This is a genomic window from Gemmatimonadota bacterium (genome assembly GCA_009692115.1).
In the GTDB taxonomy this organism is placed as follows: Bacteria; Gemmatimonadota; Gemmatimonadetes; order Gemmatimonadales; family GWC2-71-9; genus SHZU01.
On sequence record SHZU01000005.1, the window covers coordinates 122,824 to 145,850 of the forward strand.

General features: G+C 63.5%; 20 protein-coding genes and 1 pseudogene. 10 read left to right on the forward strand and 11 right to left on the reverse strand.

The annotated features are described in order from the left end of the window. Nucleotides 1–5: 5 nt before the first annotated feature. The 7 genes from EXR94_07750 to EXR94_07780 form a co-directional block, all read right to left on the reverse strand. Complete coding sequence (locus EXR94_07750; GenBank protein MSR02617.1) at nucleotides 6–1,601, reverse strand: class A beta-lactamase-related serine hydrolase; 1,596 nt, start codon at nucleotides 1,599–1,601, stop codon at nucleotides 6–8. Beyond that, entirely contained in the window at nucleotides 1,595–2,578 is a 984-nt protein-coding gene (locus EXR94_07755) for an ornithine cyclodeaminase family protein (GenBank protein ID MSR02618.1), read from the reverse strand. Before EXR94_07755 ends, EXR94_07750 begins: the two co-directional genes overlap by 7 nt. Before the next feature lie 171 nt (nucleotides 2,579–2,749). Next, entirely contained in the window at nucleotides 2,750–3,004 is a 255-nt protein-coding gene (locus EXR94_07760; protein ID MSR02619.1) for a hypothetical protein, read from the reverse strand. A gap of 78 nt (nucleotides 3,005–3,082) precedes the next feature. Beyond that, the gene (locus EXR94_07765) at nucleotides 3,083–4,138 is read right to left on the reverse strand and encodes an ABC transporter permease (protein MSR02620.1); all 1,056 of its coding nucleotides are present in this window, start codon (nucleotides 4,136–4,138) and stop codon (nucleotides 3,083–3,085) included. Then, nucleotides 4,131–5,078: an ABC transporter ATP-binding protein gene (locus EXR94_07770; GenBank protein ID MSR02621.1), complete on the reverse strand. Its 948-nt coding sequence runs from the start codon at nucleotides 5,076–5,078 to the stop codon at nucleotides 4,131–4,133. Before EXR94_07770 ends, EXR94_07765 begins: the two co-directional genes overlap by 8 nt. A 19-nt stretch (nucleotides 5,079–5,097) precedes the next feature. Beyond that, nucleotides 5,098–5,397 (reverse strand): hypothetical protein, encoded by a 300-nt coding sequence (locus EXR94_07775; GenBank protein ID MSR02622.1) that lies wholly within the window; start codon nucleotides 5,395–5,397, stop codon nucleotides 5,098–5,100. Between the two features lie 27 nt (nucleotides 5,398–5,424). Further along, complete coding sequence (locus tag EXR94_07780) at nucleotides 5,425–6,012, reverse strand: PadR family transcriptional regulator (GenBank protein ID MSR02623.1); 588 nt, start codon at nucleotides 6,010–6,012, stop codon at nucleotides 5,425–5,427. Nucleotides 6,013–6,180: 168 nt separating this feature from the next. Here EXR94_07780 and EXR94_07785 point away from each other — a divergent pair, with 168 nt between their 5' ends. The 7 genes from EXR94_07785 (at nucleotide 6,181) to EXR94_07815 (ending at nucleotide 16,271) form a co-directional block, all read left to right on the forward strand. Further along, nucleotides 6,181–7,152 (forward strand): ABC transporter ATP-binding protein, encoded by a 972-nt coding sequence (locus EXR94_07785; GenBank protein ID MSR02624.1) that lies wholly within the window; start codon nucleotides 6,181–6,183, stop codon nucleotides 7,150–7,152. Then, entirely contained in the window at nucleotides 7,149–7,928 is a 780-nt protein-coding gene (locus EXR94_07790) for a hypothetical protein (protein ID MSR02625.1), read from the forward strand. The genes EXR94_07785 and EXR94_07790 overlap by 4 nt, the downstream gene beginning before the upstream one ends. A gap of 192 nt (nucleotides 7,929–8,120) precedes the next feature. Beyond that, complete coding sequence (locus tag EXR94_07795) at nucleotides 8,121–9,956, forward strand: CocE/NonD family hydrolase (GenBank protein MSR02626.1); 1,836 nt, start codon at nucleotides 8,121–8,123, stop codon at nucleotides 9,954–9,956. Next, nucleotides 9,953–11,761, forward strand: coding sequence for a CocE/NonD family hydrolase (locus tag EXR94_07800; GenBank protein MSR02627.1), 1,809 nt, complete (start codon nucleotides 9,953–9,955; stop codon nucleotides 11,759–11,761). Before EXR94_07795 ends, EXR94_07800 begins: the two co-directional genes overlap by 4 nt. Further along, on the forward strand, nucleotides 11,762–13,138 hold the full coding sequence (locus tag EXR94_07805) for an FAD-binding protein (protein ID MSR02628.1): 1,377 nt from the start codon (nucleotides 11,762–11,764) through the stop codon (nucleotides 13,136–13,138). It begins immediately after the preceding gene. Further along, the gene (locus EXR94_07810) at nucleotides 13,138–14,280 is read left to right on the forward strand and encodes a glycosyltransferase (protein ID MSR02629.1); all 1,143 of its coding nucleotides are present in this window, start codon (nucleotides 13,138–13,140) and stop codon (nucleotides 14,278–14,280) included. The genes EXR94_07805 and EXR94_07810 overlap by 1 nt, the downstream gene beginning before the upstream one ends. After that, complete coding sequence (locus tag EXR94_07815) at nucleotides 14,277–16,271, forward strand: S9 family peptidase (protein MSR02630.1); 1,995 nt, start codon at nucleotides 14,277–14,279, stop codon at nucleotides 16,269–16,271. Before EXR94_07810 ends, EXR94_07815 begins: the two co-directional genes overlap by 4 nt. Here the strand turns inward: EXR94_07815 and EXR94_07820 are convergent. Next, nucleotides 16,252–16,713, reverse strand: a complete 462-nt coding sequence (locus tag EXR94_07820; protein MSR02631.1) for a hypothetical protein — start codon at nucleotides 16,711–16,713, stop codon at nucleotides 16,252–16,254. The genes EXR94_07815 and EXR94_07820 overlap by 20 nt on opposite strands. A gap of 49 nt (nucleotides 16,714–16,762) precedes the next feature. Then, nucleotides 16,763–17,698 carry a MerR family transcriptional regulator gene (locus tag EXR94_07825; protein ID MSR02632.1) on the reverse strand — a complete coding sequence of 312 codons (936 nt, stop codon included), beginning with the start codon at nucleotides 17,696–17,698 and terminating at the stop codon, nucleotides 16,763–16,765. A 144-nt stretch (nucleotides 17,699–17,842) separates the two neighbouring features. On the opposite strand from EXR94_07825, the gene EXR94_07830 reads away from it, so the two are divergent. Together EXR94_07830 and EXR94_07835 are read left to right on the forward strand one after the other, a co-directional pair. Continuing rightward, complete coding sequence (locus tag EXR94_07830) at nucleotides 17,843–18,310, forward strand: fasciclin domain-containing protein (protein MSR02633.1); 468 nt, start codon at nucleotides 17,843–17,845, stop codon at nucleotides 18,308–18,310. A 310-nt stretch (nucleotides 18,311–18,620) separates the two neighbouring features. Beyond that, entirely contained in the window at nucleotides 18,621–20,003 is a 1,383-nt protein-coding gene (locus EXR94_07835; GenBank protein ID MSR02634.1) for a hypothetical protein, read from the forward strand. On the opposite strand, the gene EXR94_07840 is transcribed toward EXR94_07835, so the two are convergent. Both EXR94_07840 and EXR94_07845 read right to left on the reverse strand, forming a co-directional pair. Further along, on the reverse strand, nucleotides 19,903–21,525 hold the full coding sequence (locus EXR94_07840; protein ID MSR02635.1) for a D-aminoacylase: 1,623 nt from the start codon (nucleotides 21,523–21,525) through the stop codon (nucleotides 19,903–19,905). The genes EXR94_07835 and EXR94_07840 overlap by 101 nt on opposite strands. Next, a complete protein-coding gene (locus EXR94_07845; protein MSR02636.1) occupies nucleotides 21,516–22,475 on the reverse strand; it encodes a pyridoxal-phosphate dependent enzyme in 960 nt (319 codons plus the stop codon). The genes EXR94_07840 and EXR94_07845 overlap by 10 nt, the downstream gene beginning before the upstream one ends. Nucleotides 22,476–22,605: 130 nt before the next feature. Between EXR94_07845 and EXR94_07850 the strand changes: the two are divergent. Further along, nucleotides 22,606–22,956, forward strand: a pseudogene (locus tag EXR94_07850) (cupin domain-containing protein). Nucleotides 22,957–23,027: the final 71 nt, after the last annotated feature.

The following is a 23,027-nucleotide window of genomic DNA, read 5'->3' on the forward strand; positions in this document are numbered from 1 at the left end:
ATCCCTTATCGGCAGACGGGCAACGGAGCTAGCGTGTCGCCCGGTTTCATCGCGGCCACCTCGAGGAACTGGACGGTGGCCGGCTCGGTTGGGGCCAGGGTGATCGAGATTCGGAGGTCACTCTTGGTGCACCGCATTCGCCACCGACCCCGCAGTGCGTTTTCCACCACGAACTCTCCCTCGGGCCGACACCCTTCGCCGGCTTCGGCGCGGACTCGCTCAAACATGGTCCGTCGCCGGTCTTTGGACTCGTCGAGATAGAGATTCATGGCGGCCAGGCTGTCGGCCAGGACCGGGCTCCAGTTGGTGACCAAACGGGAGACCTGGGCTCGGCGCTCGATCAGGACCGGGGCCGGCTCCGGTCCTCGCGGCACCAGCCCGCCGGTCTGGGACAGCAACGTCAGCGCCTCTTCCGCTACACCTCCCCAGCCCGTGTACGTCAGGTTGCCGAGGGCCACGATGCCTACGCCATACTCGGGCAGCCAGCGCATCAGCGAGCCAAACCCCGGGAGACCGCCGCCGTGAGCAATCGAGATTCGAAATAGGCAGGTCTGGCGAACGCCAAGCCCGTACCCGTAGCCGCCGGCGTCCAAGGCTGCGAGGCCAGTCTCAAGCGGCTCGGCGTCGACATATCGGGTCACCTGTTGCATTTCCCTGAGGGACGACCGGCGTAATGGCCCGGTCTCCGTCCCATCCCGAGCCGGCCAGGCATCGAGCATGAAGCCGACCCAGCGGCCCAGGTCGCTGATCGATGTCAGCATCCCGCCCATCGGACCAAAGGCTCCGTCAGGCAACTGAGGTTCCTCGAGCCATCCGTTGTCCTGGCGACGATAGCCGCGGGCCAGGCGCGCCGCGGGCACCGTGGCGGCTTCGAGTGTGGTGACTTGCATCCCGAGCGGTCGGAGGACCTTCTCCTGCAGGTACCGCGGGTAGGGCATTCCGGAGACGTTGGCGACGATCCGGCCCAGAATGGCAAACCCGAAATTCGAGTATTCGTACGAGGTACCGGGTGCGGTCGAGAACGGAATCCCGCTCTTCATCATTCTGGCCATGTCGTCGTTCGTCGCCGAGAGTTGCTGGTCGCCCCAGGGGTTATCCTCGGGAAAACCGGCCGAGTGCGACAACAACTGGCGAATCGTGAGCTTTGGGGAGTCCGTGGTCGGATACCGGAGCTTGGCCAACTCAGGCACATACCGTTCCGCGGGGTCCTCCAGCGACAGTTTGCCGGCGTCCCGAAGCTGAAGAATCGACACGGCGGCAAAACTCTTGCTCATCGAAGCGATCCGAAACACCGTCGACGTGTCCACCAGTGAGCGGGAGGCCAACTCCCGATATCCGGCGACGTTCATGTGAACCACTTTCCCGTCGACGACGATCCCATAGCCGATGCCCGGAACGTGGGTCCGCTCGGCAAACCCGAGCATGATGCGATCGATCGCGGGAAACGCGGTCCGAAGCTTGGCCAGCCGGTCCGGATCGGCAAACCGTGCCGGTGGCGCCATGCTGCTGGTCGGCGATTGGGCGGCGGCGGGGTTCGATGCGATGACAACGGCTCCGCACCAGACGGCGAACAGTACGCGATTGGACATGAGGTTTACCATTCGATCAGTTGACCAACGCCTTGCTGCTCTGCTTCGCGGAGGATGAAATCAGCGGCCACCAGGTCCTCGGCCACCATGCCAAGGGACTTGAAAAGTGTGATGTCCTGGTCCGATGTCCGGCCCGCGACCCGGCCGGTGAGCACGTCGCCGATGGAGCCGAGAATGTGACGCTCATCGACGATGCCGGCTTCTTTGGCCCGGCGGAAGTCGCCCGCGAGTGCCAAGGCGCTGTCCTTGAAGTCGACGAACAGGCGGGTCCGGGCCACTGTGTCGATGTCGATTTCCGACGTGGTTGGAATACTCGATCCGACCACGTTGAGATGCTGGCCGGGTCGAAGCCACCGGGCCTCGAAGAACGGTTCCTTGGCTGCCGTGGTGGTGCAGAGAACGTCGGCCGGGAGGGCCGCCTCTTCCGGGGTCCTGACCGCCGTGATTTCGAGATCATGATGAACCGCCTCGGCGGCGGCGAATGCCGTCGCCCGGGCGAAGTCTCGTCCCCACACCAGCGCCCGTTCGAACTTTCGGACCTGGGTGATGGCCTCGAGATGGGTGTGGGCTTGCTCTCCGTAGCCGAAGATGGCCAGGGTCTTGGTGCCGGGCTTTGCCAGCGCGTCGGTCGCGACCGCTGTCGCGGCTGCGGTCCGAATCGCGGTGATCTCGCGACCGTCTAAGATGGCCCGCGGGGCCCCGTTTGTAGTCTCGAATAGGTGCACAAATCCTTGGTGCGACCCGAACGCCGTCCCGAAGTTACCTGGGAACACCGTCATGATCTTGATACCTAGCCATTCGGGGTCGGCGGTGTAGCCGGGCATCATGCTGAGGAGCCCTCGCCGGTCGGGATGGTACAGCGCTTGGCGGATGGGCTGCACGGCCTGCTCGGTTGCCACGAGGGTCATGGCCTGCCGCATCAGGTCGGTGCAGCGGCGAATCGGAAGCAGGGCTCGGACGGCGGCGGCATTGAGAACGCGGATTTGCATGCTGGAAAGAGCGGGCTCCGGCCAACGGTGTCAAGACGGCCCGCCGTTTGCCCGACAGCTCAAGGTAGGACACGACGGTACCTTCGAGTTTGTTGCCCTTGATGACGCCGTCGAAGGTGGTCGAGGTCTTCTCGCCGGTGTCGGGATCCGGATAGGGATCGAGCCAGCCGGTCACCGCCGTGCCCTCACAGCGGACGAAGCTGATCTTGAGGATGCGGGGGTCCGCAGCATCGGATCATCGCTTCGAGGGGTGGTGCCGGCCGGCTCGATGTTGGCCGGCACCATCATGACATCACCGACGGCGGTATCGCGTCCGGCAACCAGTGTGAAGACGATCGAGCCGACCCGCCCCGGAACCGGGGTTTCGGGGGCACCGCAGGCCGCCGCCAGCAAGAACACCTCGCTCCACCCGATCGTTCGCGTCATATGGATACCCACCCTCTTTCTCTCAGGACCATAGCTATGGCCAGATGAAGATTAGATGAGACCGGTGAGAAGGTGGTGCTATCTCCAGCGGAAAATTCGGAGGGCCACGGTGAAACAGATAACGAGCCAGGCCATCAAAATGGATAACTGGAGACCGAGATCGGCGAACCCGGCGCCTTCGAGCATGATGGCGCGAAGCGCGTCATTGACCGCGGTGAGCGGAAGGGCCTTGACGAACGGCTGCATTGCATCGGGAAAATTGGCTGATGAAAAGAAGACGCCGGACAGCACCCACATGGGGAGCATGGCGAAGTTCATCAACCCGGATGCCGCCTCGACAGTCTTGGGCCGGGCCGCAATCAGGAGCCCAAGACCCCCAAAGGCGAGGGAGCCGAGGAGGCAAACCACGGACAGCGTCGCCACCGATCCGCGGAGCGGTACGCCGAACACCACCACGCCAAAGGCGACGAGAGTGCCGACTTCGACCACGAGTAACGTAAGCCGGGCTAACAGAAACGAGAGCAAGTATTCCGCTCTGGACATCGGAGTGGCGACGAAGCGCTTGAGCAGCTTCTTTCGGCGCTGGTCGACGACTGTAAATCCGATACCCCACATACTGCTGGCCATCAGATTCATGCCGAGGAGACCCGGGATCAGGAAATCGATATACCGCGATCCTCGGTCGCGAACGAGCGCGTCGGCGGCGACCACGGGATCTTGGCGCCCGTTGCCCCGCTGCAGGGCATCGTCGACGATCCGCCGGGCGCTGATCGACTCGGGGCGGGTGTCGTCAAAGCGGTATTCGACGGTGGTGCCCGTGGTGGCTGCCACGACGAGAGCCACCTTGCCGGTCCGCAGATATCGGATCGCGACCGAGTCGTCGAGCAGCTTGACGTCGAGCTGGCGGTCCCGCGTCAATCCGGTGACGATCGCGGCCGCCGCGTCGTTCCGGACCACGGCCACTTTGAGGACCTCCGGCGGTTTGTTCCGAAAGGCGAGCCCGAGTCCCGCGGCCATGATGATCGGGAAAATGAAAGTCCAGAACATGGCCTCCGGCTCCCGGTAGAACTCCCGGAACCGGGCCAGGGTCAGCTGGACGATGGCGCGTTCGCGCCAGTGGCGGGCGTCAGCCATCGCGGAGGTGCCGTCCGGTGAGATGGACGAAGACATCTTCGAGCGTCGCGGTATGGGTGACCAAGTCAGCCAACGTGGCGTTGATGCTCGTCAGGTACATCAGCAGCGCGGGAATGGTCTGATGGACTTGGGACACATCGAGTTGATAGCGGTCATCGACCGCCTTCACCCGGGTGACCCCCGGCAGCGCGCCGAGGGTCGCAAGGTCGGCGGCGCCACTCTCGAGCCGAAATTCGACCACGTGTTCGCTGCCGACGAGCCCGATCAGCTCGCGCGGGGTCCCGAGCGCGATGATCTTGCCGTGGTCGACGATGGCCACCCGGTCGCATAGTTGCTCGGCCTCGTCCATGTAGTGGGTGGTGATCACCACGGTGCGGCCCTCGGCCTTGAACCGGGTGATCAGCTCCCAAAGCTGGCGGCGGGATTGAGGGTCGAGACCGGTCGTCGGTTCATCGAGGAAGAACAGCTCGGGGTCGCCAACGAGGGCGCAGGCCAGGGCCAGCCGCTGTTTCTGTCCCCCCGAGAGCGAACCCACGCGAGCATGCCGCTTCTCGCCGAGCTGAACCGCCGCGATGACTTCATCGACCGGGCGGCGGCGGGGATAGAAACTCTGGAACAGCTGCACGGTTTCTTCGACCGTCAGTTTTTCGGTGAGCTGGGTTTCCTGGAGTGAAATCCCGATCGAGGCGCGGATTTCATCGGGATGTTCCCGATGGGTCATCCCGAGGACTCGGACCTCGCCTTCGTCGGCCTCGTTCAGCCCCTCGCAGATCTCGATGGTCGTGGTCTTGCCGGCTCCGTTTGGGCCGAGAAGGCCGAAACATTCGCCGCGGCCGACGGTCAGGTCGAGGCCGGCGACGGCGGTGACGTCGCCGTAGCGTTTGATCAGCCCTCGAATCGCGAGGGCTGGCGTGGCGTCCGCCGACACGAGTGGCTTCATCAAGGGCCGAGAACTGTAACTAGGTGACCCGGGGCTTGGCGAGGGTCTCAGGCTCTTTTTGGGCCAACAGTCGCTCGGTGAAATCAAGGCGATTCTCGAGCTCGCCGACCCGGGCTTGCAGTTGCTCGACTTCTCCGAGCCGGCCTTCGAGATCGCTCCGAAGGGCGGCCACTTCATCGGCGAGCCCTGAGTCGCCGAGGCCCCCATCCCATCCGCCCCACTTTCGGGACCAGCGCCGTTTCGACCGGCTGCCCCACAGACTCCATTGAACGGCCGGCACCACCACGAACACGATCAACAAAATCGTCCCGACACCCATGTCAGCGCTCCCTTTCGCGGAGTGGAGTTAGGCTTTTTCCCATTCGCGTTCGATATCATCCGCCGCTTGTTTGAGGATCGCCACGATCTTGGGCACGGATGGGTGATCGGGTCCCCAACGCCAGGCTCGCTTGTACGTCACCTTCGCGAGGCGGGTGAAGGCGTGATTGAGGTCGGCCATGTGGCCGCCGGCGAAGTCCCTGACCGTGTCCTTGACCCGGTCGAAAATGTCGTCGAGGACGGTTTGGTTCTGGTCGAGGAACTGCTCGCCCTCAGGGGTAATGTGATAGACCTTCTTGCCGTCCTGATCGGCCGCTTTGACATAGCCTTGGTCTTCGAGGAGCTGAAGCGTCGGGTACACGGTTCCCGCGGAGGGCGTGTAGCAGCCGCCGAGCCGTTCTTCGAGGGCCTTGATGACCTCGTAGCCGTGGCGGGGCTTTTCCCGGAGCAGGCGGAGAATGACGAACTTGACCTCTCCGGACTCGAACATGTGACGTCGGCCTCGGCCCCAGTTCTTGTTCCGGGCGCCGCCTCCGAATTTGAAATCGAACTTGCTCGGGTCGAACGCAAACCCGAAAATTTCACCTAAACCCCAGTCATCATTGTGTTTAGACATCCGGTCCTCGCAGTGTAGTGGCGGCGAATCCGAGGTAACGTTAGAGCTTACGATATATCGTACGACATGTTTCAACTCAATTCCAGTATCGTTTCACGGTGAAACTGGCTATCCGATTGGTCCGTAGGCGGGGCACATTCAGTCACCGCACATTCCTGAGGAGTTACCATGGCCACGTCCGGTCAGTCCGACGTCGTGATCAAGACCCACGGTTTATCCAAGTCCTACGCCGGCGGCGTAACGGCGCTCGCTGGTCTGGACCTCGAGGTCCAGCGGAACTCGATCTTCGGGTTTCTCGGGCCGAACGGGGCGGGCAAAACCACGACGATCAAGCTCCTGCTGGGTTTGGCCCGGCCAACGGCCGGCTCGGCCACCCTGTTTGGCTTCGACAGCGAGCGCGACACCCTCGAAGTCCGGCGCCGGATCGGCTACTTGGCGCAAGATCCCCGGTACTACGACTACATGACCGCCCGCGAAACCCTCCGGTTTACGGCCAAGTTCTTCTTTACCGGTCCGGCCCCGGAACTCGAGCAGTACATTCGCGAGACCCTTGAGCTCGTGGGCCTCGGCGACAAGGCCGACCGGGCCATCAAGGGTTTCTCGGGCGGTGAACGCCAACGGCTCGGGATTGCCCAGGCGCAGATCAGCCGGCCGGAACTCTTGATTCTCGATGAGCCCGCCGCCTCCCTCGATCCGATGGGCCGCCGCGACGTGCTCGAGGTCATGGCCCGGCTGCGGTCCCACACCACGATTTTCTACTCAACCCACATTCTCGAAGACGTGCAGCGGGTCAGTGATACGGTGGCCATCCTGAACGAGGGGAAGCTGATCGCCGTCGCGCCGATCGGTGAATTGCTGGCGGGTACCGGTCACACCACGTATCTCGTGGAATTGGCCGGGGCCCCGGAGTCGGCGCGGCGGCGGGTTGCCGGCCTTCCGTGGGTGGTATCGGTCGACGAAACGGCCGCGAAGGACGGGGTGTCGTGGCACGTGGCGGTCTCGGATGATCCCGCGGCGGACGCCGGGTTGCTTCGCACGATCCTGGCTGATGATTCGGTGACGGTTCGCTCGTTCGGTCGGCGGCGCTATCAACTCGAGGACGTATTCATGAACCTGATCCAGGGAGGGGCCGAACGATGAGCCTGATCGCCACGAAGGCTTCTGGATGGTCGACCGGGTTCGGCAATCTCCTCGACAAGGAGTTGGGCCTCTGGTGGCGGACTCGGCGGTGGTTGGTCCATTTGCTGATGTGGCTCGGTGTCATCACCGGGCTCATCCTCCTGGTTTCGCTCGCATCGGGCGGCAACACCATGCCGGCCCGCGGGCTCGACGGGGCCATGAATATCTTTTTTCAGGCTGGTGGCTTCTTTTCGCTGGTCGGGGCGATCTTGGTGACCCAAGGGGCCATCGTCGGAGAGCGGTCGTACGGGACCGCTGCCTGGGTGCTGACGAAGCCGACGACGCGGAAGGCCTTCGTTCTCTCGAAATTCGTCGGGATTACCGGCACCTTCCTGCTGCTGTCGTTAGTCGTCCCGGCGGTGGCCACCCTGATTGTCTGTCAGGTTCTCTGGGGCTTGCTGCCCGGCCTCGACCACTTCGGCGAGGCGATCGGGATCCTGGCACTGCACCAGACGTTCTATATCGCCCTCACGTTGATGCTGGGCACGTTGTTTCCATCCCGGGGGCCAGTGGGCGGACTGGCGCTGGGGTTCTGGGTGGCGGGCAATATCCTTTCGAACTTCGCGCCGGAGTGGCTCACCATGGCGATGCCGTGGAACCTGGCCCGGGCGGCGAGCGCCATTGCGTTGTGGAATCCGGTGGGGGTACCGCTCTGGATTCCCGCGACCACCACCGCCGTCCTCATTGGGGTGATGTTGCTGGTGGCCCTTTGGCGGTTCGAACGGGAAGAGTTCTAGTGCCCCTGGGTTGTTACCTCCCCGTGGCCGATTCTTGCAGGGACGTGACAGAGGGTTCCTAGTTTGAAGGTCAGAAGTATTTGCCTCGCCGTTCCCCGTACATAACGACCTCGCCGGTACCCCGTGGTGGCCTCACGCCGATCCGAGCGGGAGCGTAGATTTCCGCCAACTTCTCACCAGGGCCTCACACCGATGCGCCGGGACATGCTGCTCTCTGTAGTTTTGCTCTTCGTTACCGACCCACTCCCAGCCCAGTCCACTCGCTCAGACTACATCCAGCGGACGGAAATGATTCGGATGCGGGACGGGACCAAGCTCTACACGGAAATTTTCACCCCCGCTACCCGATCGGGCCCGCTGCCAGTCCTGATCGAGCGAACTCCGTACAATGCCCGCCAGGTCGGGCCCCGGCTGGCAAACCGTTATCAGTTGCTGGCCGACGAGGGCTACATTTTCGTGTTCCAGGACATTCGGGGGAAGTACCAGTCCGAGGGAACGTTCATGATGATCCGGCCGCCCCGCGACCCGAAACGCGGCGAGACGGTCGACGAGGGCACCGATACCAACGACACCATTGATTGGGTTCTGGCCAATGTGCCCGGGCACAACGGCCGAGCCGGGATGGTCGGCATTTCGTACGGTGGTTGGCTCACCATGATGGCCCTGGTCGAGCCCCACCCGGCGCTCAAGGCGGCCTCACCGCAAGCCTCGCCAGACGACATGTACCTGGGCGACGACTTTCACCACAACGGGGCGTTTCGGTTGAGCTATGGCTTCGAATACGTGGCCAACCTGGAAGCTGGGCGGATCAGTGAGCCCTTCAAGTTCGACCGGTTCGACACCTTCGAATGGTTCCTCCGGTTGGGTGGGCTCGCCAACGTGGACCAGCGCTACTTCCAGGGCAAACGCCCCACCTGGACCGACTTTGAAAGCCACCCGAACTTCGACGACTTTTGGCAGCGGCGCAAAGTTCGACCGGTGTTCGCGAACAAACCCGTCACGGTTCCAACCCTGACGGTGGCCGGGTGGTGGGACCAGGAAGACTTCTACGGCCCCCTGACGATTTACCGGGCCATGGAGCCCAATGACACCAAGGGCATCAATCATCTGGTGATCGGCCCATGGAACCACGGGGGATGGTCTCGCGGTGATGGGAATCGCCTCGGGCCGATTCAGTTCGGGAGCAACACCGCCGCCTGGTTCCGGGAAACAGTCGAGGCGCCCTGGTTTGCGTATTGGCTCAAAGACAAAGGCAAGCTGGATCTTCCTGAGGCGTTGACGTTTCGGCCCGGCGCCAATCAATGGCAGCGGCACGAGACCTGGCCGCCGCGCCAGAGCGTGACGTCGAAGCAGCTCTACTTTCAAGCGGCCGGCGGTTTGTCGTGGAGCAAGCCCACGGCACCGGCTGCCTTCGACAGCTACGTTTCCGACCCGGCTCGTCCGGTGCCCTATCGGCAGCGGCCCATTACCCCGCTGTACGGAGGTCCGGTGGCCTCGACGTGGCCGATCTGGCAGGTGGACGATCAGCGCCACAGCCACCTTCGACCCGATGTCTTGAGTTTTGAGACTGAGCCGTTAACGGACGCGGTTACCCTGAGCGGGGATGTGATGGCCAAGCTCTTCGCTTCGACAACGGGGACCGACGCGGACTGGATCGTCAAGTTGATCGACGTCTATCCGAACGATTACCCCGCCGACCCGAAGATGGGTGGCTACCAACTGATGATCGCGGGGGACGTATTCCGGGCCAGGTTCCGGGCCAGCTACGAGCGGCCGGCCGCCGTCGTGGCCAACCAAGTCACCCCCTACACCATCGACCTCCACGGCGCCGACTACACCTTCCTCAAGGGCCATCGAATCATGGTTCAGGTCCAAAGTACGTGGTTTCCGCTGATCGACCGAAACCCGCAGAAGTTCGTGCCCAATATCTATCGCGCCAAGGACGCCGATTTCATGTCGGCGACGCAGCGGATTTTTCGATCCGGGCGGTACCCATCCCATCTCGACGTGTCGGTGGTGACGCCATGATGTATCCAATTGTTCTTGCCCTGCTGGCCGGGCAGGCCGGCCCGGCCGACTATGAGCGGAGCGTCTCGGCGATCCCGATGCGGGACGGGGTCAAGCTCAATACGGTAGTCTGGCGGCCCAAGGTGGCGCCGACCCCGCTTCCGATTCTGCTCGTCCGGACGCCCTACGATGCAGAGTCGACCTGTCGCGGCGAATTAGCGGGCTATCCCACGATGGTTCGCGACCAATACCTGATTGTCTGCCAGGACCTTCGGGGCAAATTCGGATCCGAAGGCACCTTTGTGATGATTCGTCCGACCCGGAAGCCCGGTGACACCGCTGGTATCGACGAGACGACCGACGCCTACGACACGATCGATTGGCTGGTCAAACACGTCCCGAACAACAACGGGCGGGTGGGGATGCACGGGATCTCATACGACGGGTGGACCACGATGATGGCCCTGCTCGATCCGCATCCGGCGTTGAAGGCGGCGTCGCCCCAGGCCTCGCCGGACGACATGTTCTTGGGCGACGACTTCAGTCACAACGGCGCGTTTCGGTTGAGCTACGGATTTGAATATGTCGCGGCGGTAGACGGGCAGCGCTTTACGCCGTTCGCATTCGATCGGCTCGATACCTACGAGTGGTTCCTACGCCTGGGAGGCCTTGGGAACGTCGACGGGACGTACTTCCACCGAAACAAACCGGCCTGGTCCGACTTTGCCGCCCACGCCACCTTCGACGACTACTGGAAGTCCCGGAAGGTGACCCGCCACATTTCCAAGGTGACCGTGCCGACCCTCACGGTGGCCGGGTGGTGGGATCAGGAAGACTTCTTTGGTCCGCTCACGATCTATGACAAAATGGAGTCGCTCGACACCAAGGGCCTGAACTACTTGGTCGTCGGTCCGTGGAACCACGGCGGGTGGGCCGGCAGCTCGACGGACGGCGAATCCCTCGGACCCATCGCATTCGGGTCCAAGACCAGTTCCTTCTTCCGGGACTCGGTCGAGGCCCCATGGTTCGCGTATTGGCTCAAGGACCAAGGCAAACTCGATTTGCCCGAGGCCCTCACCTTCCGACCGGGGGCCAACCGCTGGCAGCGCCACGAATCCTGGCCTCCGAAGACCGGCGTGGCCCAGCGCCGGTTGTTCCTTGGACCGAACGGATCGTTGAGTTGGAGTCGGCCCACCACCTCCGCCGGCGTCGACCGGTATGTCTCCGATCCAGCGCGGCCAGTGCCCTATCGGGCCCGGCCCATTGTCCCGCTCTACGGCAACGCCCCCCCTTCAACCTGGCCCTTGTGGCAGGTGGACGACCAGCGTCACAGCCACCTTCGGCCCGACGTGCTGTCATTCGAAACCGCACCACTTGACCGAGACGTCACGATTTCCGGAAAGATCGCCGCGAAACTCTTTGCGTCGACCACTGGAACCGATGCGGACTGGGTCGTCAAATTGATCGACGTCTACCCGGAGGAGTACCCGGCCAACCCCAAGATGGGTGGCTACCAGCTGATGGTCGTCGGCGACGTGGTCCGGGGCCGGTTCCTGAAGAGTTTCGAGAAACCGGCGCCGCTGGTGCCGAACCAGGTCAATCAGTACCCGATCGATCTCCACGCGGCCGACTATACGTTCTTGGCGGGCCACCGCATCATGGTTCAAGTGCAAAGCACCTGGTTTCCGCTGATCGACCGGAACCCCCAACGTTTCGTACCCAACATCTTCGAAGCGAAGGATCGCGACTACCAATCGGCGACCCACCGGATCTTTCGGTCGGCACGGTACCCGTCCCACATCGAAGTGTCGGTGGTGGAGCCCTGAATGCATCTCCCGGCCGAATTACTGACCGAGCTGACCGAGTTACTGCAGGACCGATTCACCGTTGCGCCGGCGATTCGGGAGCACCACGGACAGGGCGAAGCCTACCCTGGCGTCTATCCACCGGACGGAGTCGTGTTTCCGGTTACCACGGACGAAGTGAGCCGGATCGCGGCGGCTTGCAGCCGTCATCGAGTCCCCATGGTCCCGTGGGGCGCCGGTACCTCGCTCGAGGGGCACGTCTCGGCCGTTCGTGGCGGGATCACCGTCGACCTTTCCCAGATGAACAAACTGGTCCGCCTGTCCGTCGAGGACCTCGACGTGACGGTGGAGGCCGGGGTCACCCGGAAGCAGCTCAATGAGGAACTCAAAGGAACCGGCCTCGCCTTCTTCATCGACCCTGGCGCCGACGCCACGCTCGGAGGGATGGCGTCGACCCGGGCCTCGGGTACGACGGCCGTCCGGTACGGGACGATGCGGGAGAATGTCCTCGGTTTGACGGTGGTGCTGGCGGACGGGCGAATCATCCGGACCGGCGGGCGGGCCCGGAAGTCATCGGCTGGATACGACCTGACCCGGCTCTTCGTGGGCGCCGAAGGCACGTTGGGGATCATCACCGAAGTGACGCTCCGTTTGCACGGGATTCCGGCCGCCATGGCCGCGGCGGTCTGTCCGTTTGCCGATCTGGCCGGGGCCGTCAACAGCGTGATCTCGATCATTCAGCTCGGGATCCCAGTGGCCCGGGTCGAACTGCTCGACGAGGCGTACATGGCCGCGGTCACCAAGTATTCCGGGTTGTCGTATCAGGCGGTGCCGACCCTCTTCTTCGAGTTTCACGGCGGGTCGGACCGGAACGTGGCTGAAGATGCCGAGACCGTGCGGGAGATCGTGACACAAAACGGGGGTTCGGACTTCCAGTGGGCCACTGACGAGGCGTCTCGTGCCAAGCTCTGGAAGGCCCGCCATGAAGCGTACTTTGCCGGCTTGGCCATGCGCCCCGGGGCCCGGCCATTGATCACCGACGTGTGCGTTCCGATCTCTCGATTGGCCGAGTGTATCCTCGAGACCAAGAAAGATGCCGAGGGATCACCGATGCTGGGTGCGATTCTCGGGCATGTCGGGGACGGGAATTTCCATGTTGGCTACTTGATCGACCCGGCCAATCCGGCCGAGGCGGCCGAGGCCCACCGGCTCAACGACCGGATGGTTGCCAGGGCCATTGCCATGGGTGGCACGTGCACCGGCGAGCATGGAATCGGGATGGGCAAACGGGCCTCGCTGGTGAAGGAGCAGGGGGCGGGCGTCGCCGTGATGCGCCAAATCAAACAGGCGCTGGACCCCGACGGGCTGATGAATCCCGGAAAGATCTTCGAGGACTGATGTTCTGGTTTGCCGTGATCATTTTGGTCTTGAGTGGGTTGATTGCGCTCGAGGCGGTGATCGGCAACTCGCGGATCGAGCGGCTCCGCAACCTGCAGTGCCGGGCCGCCGGGCCGGGCCCCAAGGTCTCGATCGTGGTGGCGGCCCGGGACGAAGAGCGGCACATCGAAACCGCCATGCGATCGATGCTGACGCAGGACTATCCCGACTACGAGATCGTTGCCGTCGACGACCGATCCACTGACCAGACCGGACCGATCCTGGACCGGCTGGCCGCGGAGGACCGCCGGTTCCGGGCGGTCCATGTGACCGATCTTCTTCCTGGGTGGCTCGGGAAGAATCACGCGCTTCAGGTTGGGGCGGACCAGTCGTCGGGCGAGTGGATTCTCTTTACCGACGCCGACATTCACCTCAACCCGACGGCGTTGGGCCGGGCCATTCGGTTTGCCGACGAACGAGGCATCGATCATCTCGCCATCGCGCCGAACCTGATTCTTCCGGGTCTCTTGCTCGAGGGGTTCGGGGTCTTTTTCCTCTGGTCGTTTCTCTTGTTTGCGAAGCCGTGGAAGGCGCGGGATCCGAAGAGTTGGTTCCATGTCGGGGTTGGCGCGTTTAACCTGGTTCGACGGTCCGCCTACCGGGCGGTGGACGGCCATCGACCGATCCGGCTCCGTCCTGATGACGACCTCAAGCTGGGTAAGATTCTCAAGCGGGCCGGGTTTCGGCAAGATGCCTTAAGCGGCCAAGGTCTCATCAGCGTCGAATGGTACCACTCACTTCGCGAGATGATTCCGGCGTTCGAGAAGAACATGTTTGCCGGGATCGAATACAACATTATGTTGTCGTTGATCGGCGGGGTGGTCCAGCTGGCAGCGGGGGTTGTTCCGGTGGTGGCGCTCTTCTTCACGAGCGGAATGACCCAACTCCTGCTCGGGGTCCAGGTGGCCCTGAGCCTCGCCATCTTCATCAAGCTGGCTCGCTCGATCGACACCCGGGCCACCGTGGCTCTGATCTATCCGGTCGTGGTGCTTCTCTTCGTGTACATTTTGTGGCGGACCATGGTCGTCAACCTGGCGACCGGCGGCATTCAATGGCGGGGGACGTTTTACTCCCTGCGCGAACTCAAGGCCAATCGCATATGAGACTCGTTTTTCTCTGGTTGATCCTGCCGGCCATCGTGACGGCCCAGACCCCGGCCAAGCGACGGCTGGTTCAGGGCGATCTCTACCGAATCAAGGACGTTGGCGGCCCGGTGGTATCACCAGACGGCCAGTGGGTGGCCTATACGGTCACGACCGCCGACTCGGCCAAGGACAAACGCAATGCGGATGTGTACATGGTCAGTTGGGATGGAACCCGCACGGTGCAACTGACGTCGTCGCCCGACGGCGAGTCGGGTCCGAAGTGGAGCCCTGATAACCGATACCTCAGTTTCTTGAGCGGCCGGGGCGATAGCGACAAGGGCGCCCAGCTATGGCTCCTCGACCGCCTCGGTGGTGAAGCGGTCAAGGTGACCGATCAGAAGAGCGGAATCGACGACTATGAATGGTCCCCGGACGGGAAACGGCTGGTGTTCGTGATCCAAGACCCCGACCCGGACACCACGAAATCGGCCGACAAGAAGGTTCCGAAGCCGATCGAGATCGACCGGTGGGATTTCAAGCGGGACTATGTCGGATATGTCGGACCTCGGCGCAACCATCTCTACTTGTTCGACCTTGCCACCCGGAAGATCGAACAGCTCACCCGGGGCGACTTTGACGACGCCCAGCCGGGCTGGTCACCGGACGGCCGGGAGATCGTCTTTTCGAGCAAGCGGGCGACCGGAAGCGACCGGAACGACAACTCGGATCTCTACGCCATCGAGGCGCGGATCGGGGCCGAACCGAAGCAGTTGACCACCTACATCGGCAACGACGGCAGTCGAGGCGGAGGGAGCTACGGCCCGGATGGCAAATGGATCGTCTATCTCCGGGGCGGTGATCCGAAGTACTGGGCCTACGGAAATCCCCGGGTGGCGGTCATTCCGGCCGGCGGCGGCGAACCCCGGATTCTGACCGAGACGCTCGATCGGAATGCCGGAGATCCGGCCTGGTCGGCCGACGGGCGATTTATCTATTTCACCTATGATGACGACCGTACCGGCCCCCTGGCCCGGATCAGCCTCGCGACTGGGGCCATCGAACGGCTGAGCAAGGGTCCGAGTGGCGTGGGTTCGCCGTCAGTGGCCGGGGCGAAAATCGCCGTGTCCTTCAGCTCGCCCACGGAACCAAACGAAATCTCCGCTTTCGAGAACGGGACTTTCCGTCGTCTGTCCCGCCACAACGATTCCCTGATGGCGACGATCGACCTCGGCGAGGCTCGGGGGATCGAATCGAAGAGTAAGGACGGGACGGTGGTCGGCAGTATGCTGTATCTGCCGCCTGATTATCGGCCGGGCCAGAAACTCCCGCTGGCGCTCCACATCCACGGCGGTCCGTTCGGCCAGGATGGCTATGACTTCGATCTGATGCGCCGAGTGTTCGCCGCCAAAGGCTACGCGGTCCTCGCGCCCAATTACCGGGGCAGCTCCGGTCGCGGCGAAGCCTTCAGCCGCGCCATTTTTGCCGATTGGGGCAACAAGGAAGTGATGGACCTCCTCGGCGCGGTCGACGATGTCATTGCCCGGGGAATTGCGGACCCCGAGCGGCTGGTGCTGGGTGGCTGGAGCTACGGCGGCATCCTGACCGACTATACGATTGCCTCGGACACCCGCTTCAAAGCCGGCGTGAGCGGGGCCGGGAGCGCGCTCCAACTCTCGATGTACGGCAGCGATCAGTACATCTACCAGTACGAGCAAGAGCTCGGCGCGCCGTGGAAGAACCCGGAGGCGTGGATGAAGGTGTCCTACCCTTTCTTCAAAGCCGACCGGATCAAAACGCCGACGATGTTCATGGGGGGCGAGAAGGATTTCAACGTCCCGATCATCGGGTCGGAGCAGATGTATCAGGCCCTCAAGACCAACGGGATCGACACCAAACTGGTGGTGTTTCCCGGCATGTTCCACGGGCCGAGCGCCCCGAGCCAGCGGATCGAGATCATGAATCGGTTCTTGGGTTGGTGGGAAAAGTATGTCAAGCCGATGGTACCCTAGCGGGGCGACGCGATCTTGCGGCCGCCTTGGCCAACGCCGTGGCCGAGCCGGGCTGGTGGTCGAACAGGCGGTAGCCGCCGCCTAACGAAAAACCAGATCCAGCCAGACCTGCATCGGAGGAAACACGTCGAGCGGCCGGCCGTCCGGGGCAAAGAGCGAGTGATTGCCATCGGGTCCGGCCCAGCGCCCGAATCAGGCTATCGGCCAGTTGGGCGGATCGGACCGCGGGAATACTTCGATCGAGCCCCCCGAGCCCCCAGTACGCGTCGCCCTTCATCGCGACGACATCGGCGATCGGGCTGTAGCCCCTTGGTCCGGCGAACGCAGCCAACACTCGGGGATTCACCGCCACCATCACGGTACAGGCAACGCCTGGGAGCGGTCCGGTGTGCGGGTACCAGGTGTCCTGGACCGGCACCAAGCAAGGGGGCGATAACGTCATTCCCTAGAGTGGGCCGGGAGGAATCGGCGGGTCACCCAGCGTTTGGTGGTCAGCCCCCGGACACCCGACTGAGCTCGACCCGCAGCGCGTCGAAGCTGTCGATCGGCCGGAGGTGCAGTTGGTCGAGGAGGGTGCGGTGGCGCCGGGCGGCTTCGCCCCCGACGAACACCGGGGTCCGGGTTCCCAAGGCCTGGCTTAACGCCCGGAGGTCCAGTTCGATCGCGGAATCCTCGGCCCTGTAGACGATACTGACGCCGACTGCGCGGGCCCGAAGCCGTTCGGCCGCGATGGCGATTTCCTCGCCTGGAAGATCAGCTCCGAGATAGACGGCCCGCCAACCTTCGCCCGCCGCGATAGCGGCGGCAAGCAGGGCGCCGATTTCATGGTGCTGCCCCGAGGTGGTGGCCGCGATGAACACCGGGGCGGTGGGCGCGGTCACCGTGAAGGCGAGCAGGTTGCTCATGACATGTCGAATCGTGGCAGTGGCCAGGTGCTCCTGAACGATTCGGAGTTTTCCCTGATGCCAGAGATCGCCGATTTCCCGAACCAAGGGAACCACGAGTTGTTCCGCAAACGCGACCGGGCCCATCCGGACGGCGGCTTGGCGTAGCAAGGCGTCCAGCGTTCCCCCGTCCATCCAACCGAGCGCCTCCAACCCGCGCTGGCGAATCGACGCGGAGTAGTCGGACGCCACGTCGGTCGGTTTGGTTACCGCGAACTGGGGTGCCGTCTCCAAGAGCCCCGCAACTTCCTCGTTGGTGAGCTGGGCGACTCGCCCAATCGAATGACCGTAGACGGTGGCCCGTTTGAGCAGCAGGAGGCGGTCAACGTCCGCTTCCGAGTAGAGCCGTTGGCCACCCTGGGTTCGGCCGGGGTGTACGACCGCATACCGTCGCTCCCAGGCCCGGAGCAGTTCGGCGGTCAGGCCGGTTCGCCGGAGGACGATTCGAACCGGGTATACGGGGTTGTCCAAGCTTAGCGTCATACTGAAGAATATCTTCTGTATTGCTTCTGTCAATCTATCATCTTGAAATACCTTGACAGAAAGTACTTGATGTTGTATTGTAGTGGTAAGGTACAGGACAATAACAGGACAATTCTCCAGGGGGTTCGTGTGATCGGTCGATTGATGGTTGGGTTGAGTGCGGCGGTGCTTCCGATATCAGGGGCGGTGGCTCAGGCCTCCAGTGCCCCGGCCAACACGATCGTCGACGTGGCGGTCGGAGCGGGAAACTTCAAGACGCTGGTTGCCGCGGTGCAGGCGGCTGGCTTGGTCGAAACCCTGAAGGGTGCCGGTCCGTTCACGGTGTTTGCCCCGACGGACGAAGCGTTTGCCAAGTTGCCCCCGGGCACCGTCGAGGCGCTGCTCAAAGACAAGGCGAAGCTGGCCGCCATCTTGACCTACCACGTGGTAAGCGGTGCGGTGGGATCGGATCAAGTCGTCAAGCTCAAGTCGGCCAAGACGGTGAACGGCAAGGACGTCTCGATCATGGTCATGAACGGCAAGGTGATGGTTGGCAATGCCCACGTGATCACGACCGACATCAAGGCCTCCAACGGCGTGATCCACGTGATCGACGCCGTCCTCCTCCCATAAGCCGCAGCACCTCTCGAACGACATTCTTTGTTGCGATACCCCAGGATGCCTCCCCGGCATCCTGGGGTTTTTCGTTGCCAACGGTTTAGAATCCACCATGCAGGTATTCTCAACCGCCGAAGCCGCCGCGGCGCTGTTCCAGGCCACGATCACGTTCGGCTTGGCCGGGTTGTTCGGGTTCCTGTTCCGCCGGTACCATAAGGCTCACCTTCTGTGATGGGCCGTCGCGTTTGGCCTATACGGCCTGGGGCTTGGAGCCATCGTCTCGTTCCTGCTCACCGACGCTTGGGCTTTTCTCTATGTCCATCAGGTGGTCCTGGGCTGGACGGCGCTGGCGCTGCTCTATGCGGCGTTGGTCTTCGAACGCCAGCTCCCCTGGCGGCCCCGGTACATTTGGCTGCTCGTTTTCCCAGTGGCCTGGGCGTACGTCGCGATTTTCGGGCTCGACAACTTTGCGTTGGCGGCAGGCACGACGGTCGTGCTCCTGAGCGTGACGACGGTATGGACTGGCTGGGTCTTCTGGCGGTATCGGACCCAAACCGGGTCATCGTCTGCCCGTTTTCTTGCCGTCACCCTGGGCCTTTGGGCCCTCCACCATCTCGACTACCCGTTTCTCCGGGCCCGAGGCGCCTGGAACCCCTGGGGCTATTTTGTCGATGCCCTGTTCGTGTTGGCCACCGGCATCGGGATCCTGATGCTGATGCTCGAGGAATTTCAGGAGGGACTCCGGACCCTGACGGCGCTCTCAGCCGATCTGGGCCCGGGGGGTTCTGAGAGTATCGGCACGCTCCTCGAGCGCCCACTTGGTCTTCGGGGCGTCCGGGGCGCGGGTGTCCTGCGTTCCGGCCCTTCGGGGCCCGAATTGGTTCGTGGTTCCGGGGTAGCCGAGTCGTGGGCCGGTCAGCTTCCTCCCCGGGTGGCCGCGGCGGCGGCGGTCTTTCGCGGCGGAACGTCGGTACTCGAAGGCGGCCGCTCGGCCGATCCGGCAGCACCCGCGTTCCTGGCCGGCATCCCGTTGGGCCGGGTCGGGGGCTCGCCGATGGCCCTCGTGGTGGCCGGCGAGGTGGCGGCCGCGTTTGCCGTGCTCGACCAAAGCATCTTGGCCGCCGTGGGAGCCCAGATCGGGGCGGCACTCCACAAGGCTGAATTGAGCCGGACGTTGGAGCAGCGGCGCGTCGAGCTCGAACGGCTGTCGGTCCGGATGATTCAACAACACGAAGACCAAAGGCGCCGGATTGGCCGGGAGCTCCACGACGAAACGGCGCAGGTGTTCTCGGCTCTCAAACTCCAACTCGGTACGCTGCGGGAAGTGGCCCCCGACCCGCTCGCGCCGCGGTTCGATCGGCTTCTCGAACTGGTCGATGTCGGAAGCCGAACTGTCCGGAACGTCGCGGAAGACCTTCGCCCGGCGCTGCTCGACGACCTTGGTCTCGTCCCGGCCTTGCGGAGAGCCAAGTCGAGATACGGTCGCGCGGTCCACCGCCGGAGGCCGAACACCTCGGCGTGGAGCGAGGCGGGGAGGCCAAGGGCGGCGGCTCCGGCGGGAGGTCAGGATAAAGGCCTCCTGGCGAAATCGATTCGCGGGGGGTCGCTCAGGGCCGGTAACCCGGACCCCGAAGAACCCGGCCCGGCTTGGCGCCGGTGTACTTCCCGTTCTCCAGTACCACCTGCCCATTCACCAGCACATGGCTGATTCCCTCCGACGCCACCATCGGCTCGGCGAACGTCGCCCGGTCGCGGATCGTGGCGGGGTCGAACACCACGACATCCGCGGCCAGCCCAACGGCAATCCGTCCCCGGTCGTAGGCCAGGATTTCGTTGGCCGGGCCGGACGTGGATCGCTGCACCGCGGCTTCAAGAGACAGGACGCCGAGATCCCGGACGTAGCGGGCAAAGACCCGGGGAAAGGCGCCGAACCCGCGAGGGTGCACCGAATATCCCGCCGCGGCCGGGCCGGCGTCGGTGTCGAACGAGGTGAACTCCTCGCGCATGGCCTTGATCTTATTGGCTTCAGACATGGTCTGCGGCATCGCGAAGACATCGAATTTGGCGATCTCGAAAAAGAGATCCCAGGGATCTTTGGCTGTGGCCTTGGCAATGACCCCGATGGTCTGGCCGTTGTACTGGGCGTAGGCGGTCTTGGCGAGTCCGGCCACCACGATCCGGTCCCAGTCCTTGCCGGCGTGGGCAAACCAGTTTTCCCAGCCACCTAACGAATCCATCTCGCGCCGCATCTCGATCCGGGTGGCCGGATTGCCGAGCTTGGCGAGCAACGCCTCCTGGCCCTCGGCGGCGTGCCGGGGGTGGATCAGCGCCCGAATACCGAGTCCGTTGTTGATGTAGGGGTAGACATCGACGGCCACTTGCTGTCCGGCGGCCCGGGCGGCTTTGATCCGGGCCAGGGCCTGGTCCATTTTGCCCCAATTGCCCTGGCCGGCGGTCTTCAGGTGGTAGATGTGAACCGGGGTGCCCGCTGCCTTCCCGATCCGGAGCGCTTCGTCGATGGCTTCGAGGAGCCGGTCGCCCTCGTTCCGCATGTGGGTGAAGTAGCGGCCGCCATAGCCCCCGGCCACCTTGGTCAACTCGGCGATCTCCTCTTCGGAGGCGTAGATGGCGGGTGGATAGATCAATGACGTCGAGACCCCGATGGCTCCGGCTTCCATGGCCTCGCGAACATACCCCCGCATCCGTTCGAGTTCCGCGGGGGTGGCTTGCCGGTCTCTGTCTCCGATGACGATTTCCCGGATTTGGGTATGGCCCACGGTCTGGACCATGTTCATCGGCATGCCCGCGTGTTCGAGCTTCGTGAAGAACTCGCGGGTCGTGCTCCAGCCCCGGTCAGCGGCCTCCTTGCCGGCCAGCGGGGCGTCGCTGTCGCCTTCACCGGCGTTCAGGGTGGTAATGCCCTGGCTCAGGAGATTGAACGCGGTGGCGGGGTCTTTGATGAAGGGCGCCGCGGTCTGGCCCATCATATCGATGAAGCCCGGGGTCACCACCTTGCCGGTGGCGTCGATGGCCTGGCGGGCGGCGGCCGGGTTGAGCCGGCCGATCGCGATGATCTTGCCGTCCTTGATGCCGACATCGCTGTGGTACCAGGGGGTGCCGGTACCGTCGACGATCCGTCCGCCGTGAATGACGACATCGTAGGTTTGCGCCGGGGCCGGCGCGGTGGTCAAGACGAGGGCGACGAGCGCGGTGGCAAACTTCAGTTCCATGACAATCTCCGCAATTGATCGAGGTTGAGGTTCCCACCGCTCAAGACGCAGGCGACTCGGGAGCCGGGAGCAAGATGAACAAGGTTGTGGAGGAGGGCCGCCACCGGTGCGGCGGCCGCGGCCTCCGGTACGAGTTTGCAGCGCTCCATGATCCAGATAACGGCCTCGAAGATCTCGTGATCCGGTAAGGCGACGATCTCATCGACAAAGCGCTGGCAAACCGAGAACGTGAGATCGCCGACGGTTTTGACTCTGAGGCCGTCGATAATGGTTCGGCAATCTATCGTGGTGACCCGGCCCGCCGCGATGCTTTCCTTCATGGCGGGCCCATCGGACGACTCGACCCCGATGATCCGGGCGGTGGGATTGTGGCTCTTGACCGCCATGGACACCCCGGAAATCAGCCCGCCGCCTCCGATGGGGACGATGACCGCGTCCACCTCGGGCCAGTCCTCGACGATTTCAAGGCCCAAGGTCCCTTGGCCGGCGATCAAATTCGGGTCGTCGAACGGGCTGATGTAGACCAAGCCCTCGGTTCGCACCAATTCTTTGGCGCGCTCGTTGGCCTCGTCCCAGATCCGGCCGTGAAGCACGACTTCGGCGCCGTATCCCCGGGTGGCGGCTATCTTGGCGGGGGTGGCGTTCTCGGCCATGCAGACCACGGCGCGGATGCCGTGAATTTTGGCTGCCAGGGCAACGCCCTGGGCATGATTGCCCGCCGACGAGCACACCACACCACGGCGCTTCTCCTCGTCGGTCAGGAACGTGAACCGGTTCAAGGGTCCGCGGAACTTGTACGAGCCGACTCGCTGGAACATCTCGGCCTTGAGCCGGATGTCGAATCCGGTCAGCTCCGACAGCTGACGGCTAGGTAACAGCGGCGTGCGGTGGATATGGTGGGCAATCCGGGCCCGGGCCTGCCGAAAGTCGTCGAGGGTGAGTGTCAGCATGGATCAGATGATAGCGACTGACGCCGAGCCGAGCCAGACGCGTCGTGCCGACCGATTTGCCCCCAGAGTGTGCGGGGCCTACTATCCCAAGCGTCCTACTCCCCGACACCTCCACCCGTGAGCCCCGACCATGGATCTCGGCACGACCCGGTTGTTCCGCTGGACCGACATTCCGACCGAAGCGGTTACCGAGATGATTTCCCGCCAAGTCATTACCGGCGAACAGGTGATGGCGGGTCATATAAGGCTCAAGAAGAGCTGCGTCGTTCCGTACCACAAACATGAGGCGGAGCAGCATTCGCTGGTGTTCTCCGGCGCCCTCAAGTTCATCATCAACGGCCAGTCGATGGTCGTGGGTCCGGGCCAGATGTTGGTCATCCCGTCGTGGGTTGCCCACGAGGCGGTGGCGCTGGAGGACACCTATGAGATGGATGTATTCAGCCCGATCCGGCATGACTGGCTCAACCGATCGGACTCGTATTTCACGAACCAGCCGACCCAGCCGGCCGGGTTTCTGAATCCGGCCACCGGGGACAACCCGGCTCGACTGGT

Excerpts from the sequence above, each read along its gene's own strand:
- EXR94_07785 (MSR02624.1), top strand. The coding sequence starts at position 6,181 with ATGGCCACGTCCGGTCAGTCCGACGTCGTGATCAAGACCCACGGTTTA.
- EXR94_07805 (MSR02628.1), top strand. The coding sequence starts at position 11,762 with ATGCATCTCCCGGCCGAATTACTGACCGAGCTGACCGAGTTACTGCAG.
- EXR94_07810 (MSR02629.1), top strand. The coding sequence starts at position 13,138 with ATGTTCTGGTTTGCCGTGATCATTTTGGTCTTGAGTGGGTTGATTGCG.
- EXR94_07830 (MSR02633.1), top strand. The coding sequence starts at position 17,843 with ATGGTTGGGTTGAGTGCGGCGGTGCTTCCGATATCAGGGGCGGTGGCT.
- EXR94_07775 (MSR02622.1), bottom strand. The coding sequence starts at position 5,397 with ATGGGTGTCGGGACGATTTTGTTGATCGTGTTCGTGGTGGTGCCGGCC.
- EXR94_07780 (MSR02623.1), bottom strand. The coding sequence starts at position 6,012 with ATGTCTAAACACAATGATGACTGGGGTTTAGGTGAAATTTTCGGGTTT.
- EXR94_07755 (MSR02618.1), bottom strand. The coding sequence starts at position 2,578 with ATGCAAATCCGCGTTCTCAATGCCGCCGCCGTCCGAGCCCTGCTTCCG.
- EXR94_07750 (MSR02617.1), bottom strand. The coding sequence starts at position 1,601 with ATGGTAAACCTCATGTCCAATCGCGTACTGTTCGCCGTCTGGTGCGGA.
- EXR94_07795 (MSR02626.1), top strand. The coding sequence starts at position 8,121 with ATGCGCCGGGACATGCTGCTCTCTGTAGTTTTGCTCTTCGTTACCGAC.
- EXR94_07815 (MSR02630.1), top strand. The coding sequence starts at position 14,277 with ATGAGACTCGTTTTTCTCTGGTTGATCCTGCCGGCCATCGTGACGGCC.
- EXR94_07765 (MSR02620.1), bottom strand. The coding sequence starts at position 4,138 with ATGGCTGACGCCCGCCACTGGCGCGAACGCGCCATCGTCCAGCTGACC.
- EXR94_07770 (MSR02621.1), bottom strand. The coding sequence starts at position 5,078 with ATGAAGCCACTCGTGTCGGCGGACGCCACGCCAGCCCTCGCGATTCGA.
- EXR94_07825 (MSR02632.1), bottom strand. The coding sequence starts at position 17,698 with ATGACGCTAAGCTTGGACAACCCCGTATACCCGGTTCGAATCGTCCTC.
- EXR94_07790 (MSR02625.1), top strand. The coding sequence starts at position 7,149 with ATGAGCCTGATCGCCACGAAGGCTTCTGGATGGTCGACCGGGTTCGGC.
- EXR94_07845 (MSR02636.1), bottom strand. The coding sequence starts at position 22,475 with ATGCTGACACTCACCCTCGACGACTTTCGGCAGGCCCGGGCCCGGATT.
- EXR94_07760 (MSR02619.1), bottom strand. The coding sequence starts at position 3,004 with ATGACGCGAACGATCGGGTGGAGCGAGGTGTTCTTGCTGGCGGCGGCC.
- EXR94_07800 (MSR02627.1), top strand. The coding sequence starts at position 9,953 with ATGATGTATCCAATTGTTCTTGCCCTGCTGGCCGGGCAGGCCGGCCCG.
- EXR94_07820 (MSR02631.1), bottom strand. The coding sequence starts at position 16,713 with ATGACGTTATCGCCCCCTTGCTTGGTGCCGGTCCAGGACACCTGGTAC.
- EXR94_07840 (MSR02635.1), bottom strand. The coding sequence starts at position 21,525 with ATGGAACTGAAGTTTGCCACCGCGCTCGTCGCCCTCGTCTTGACCACC.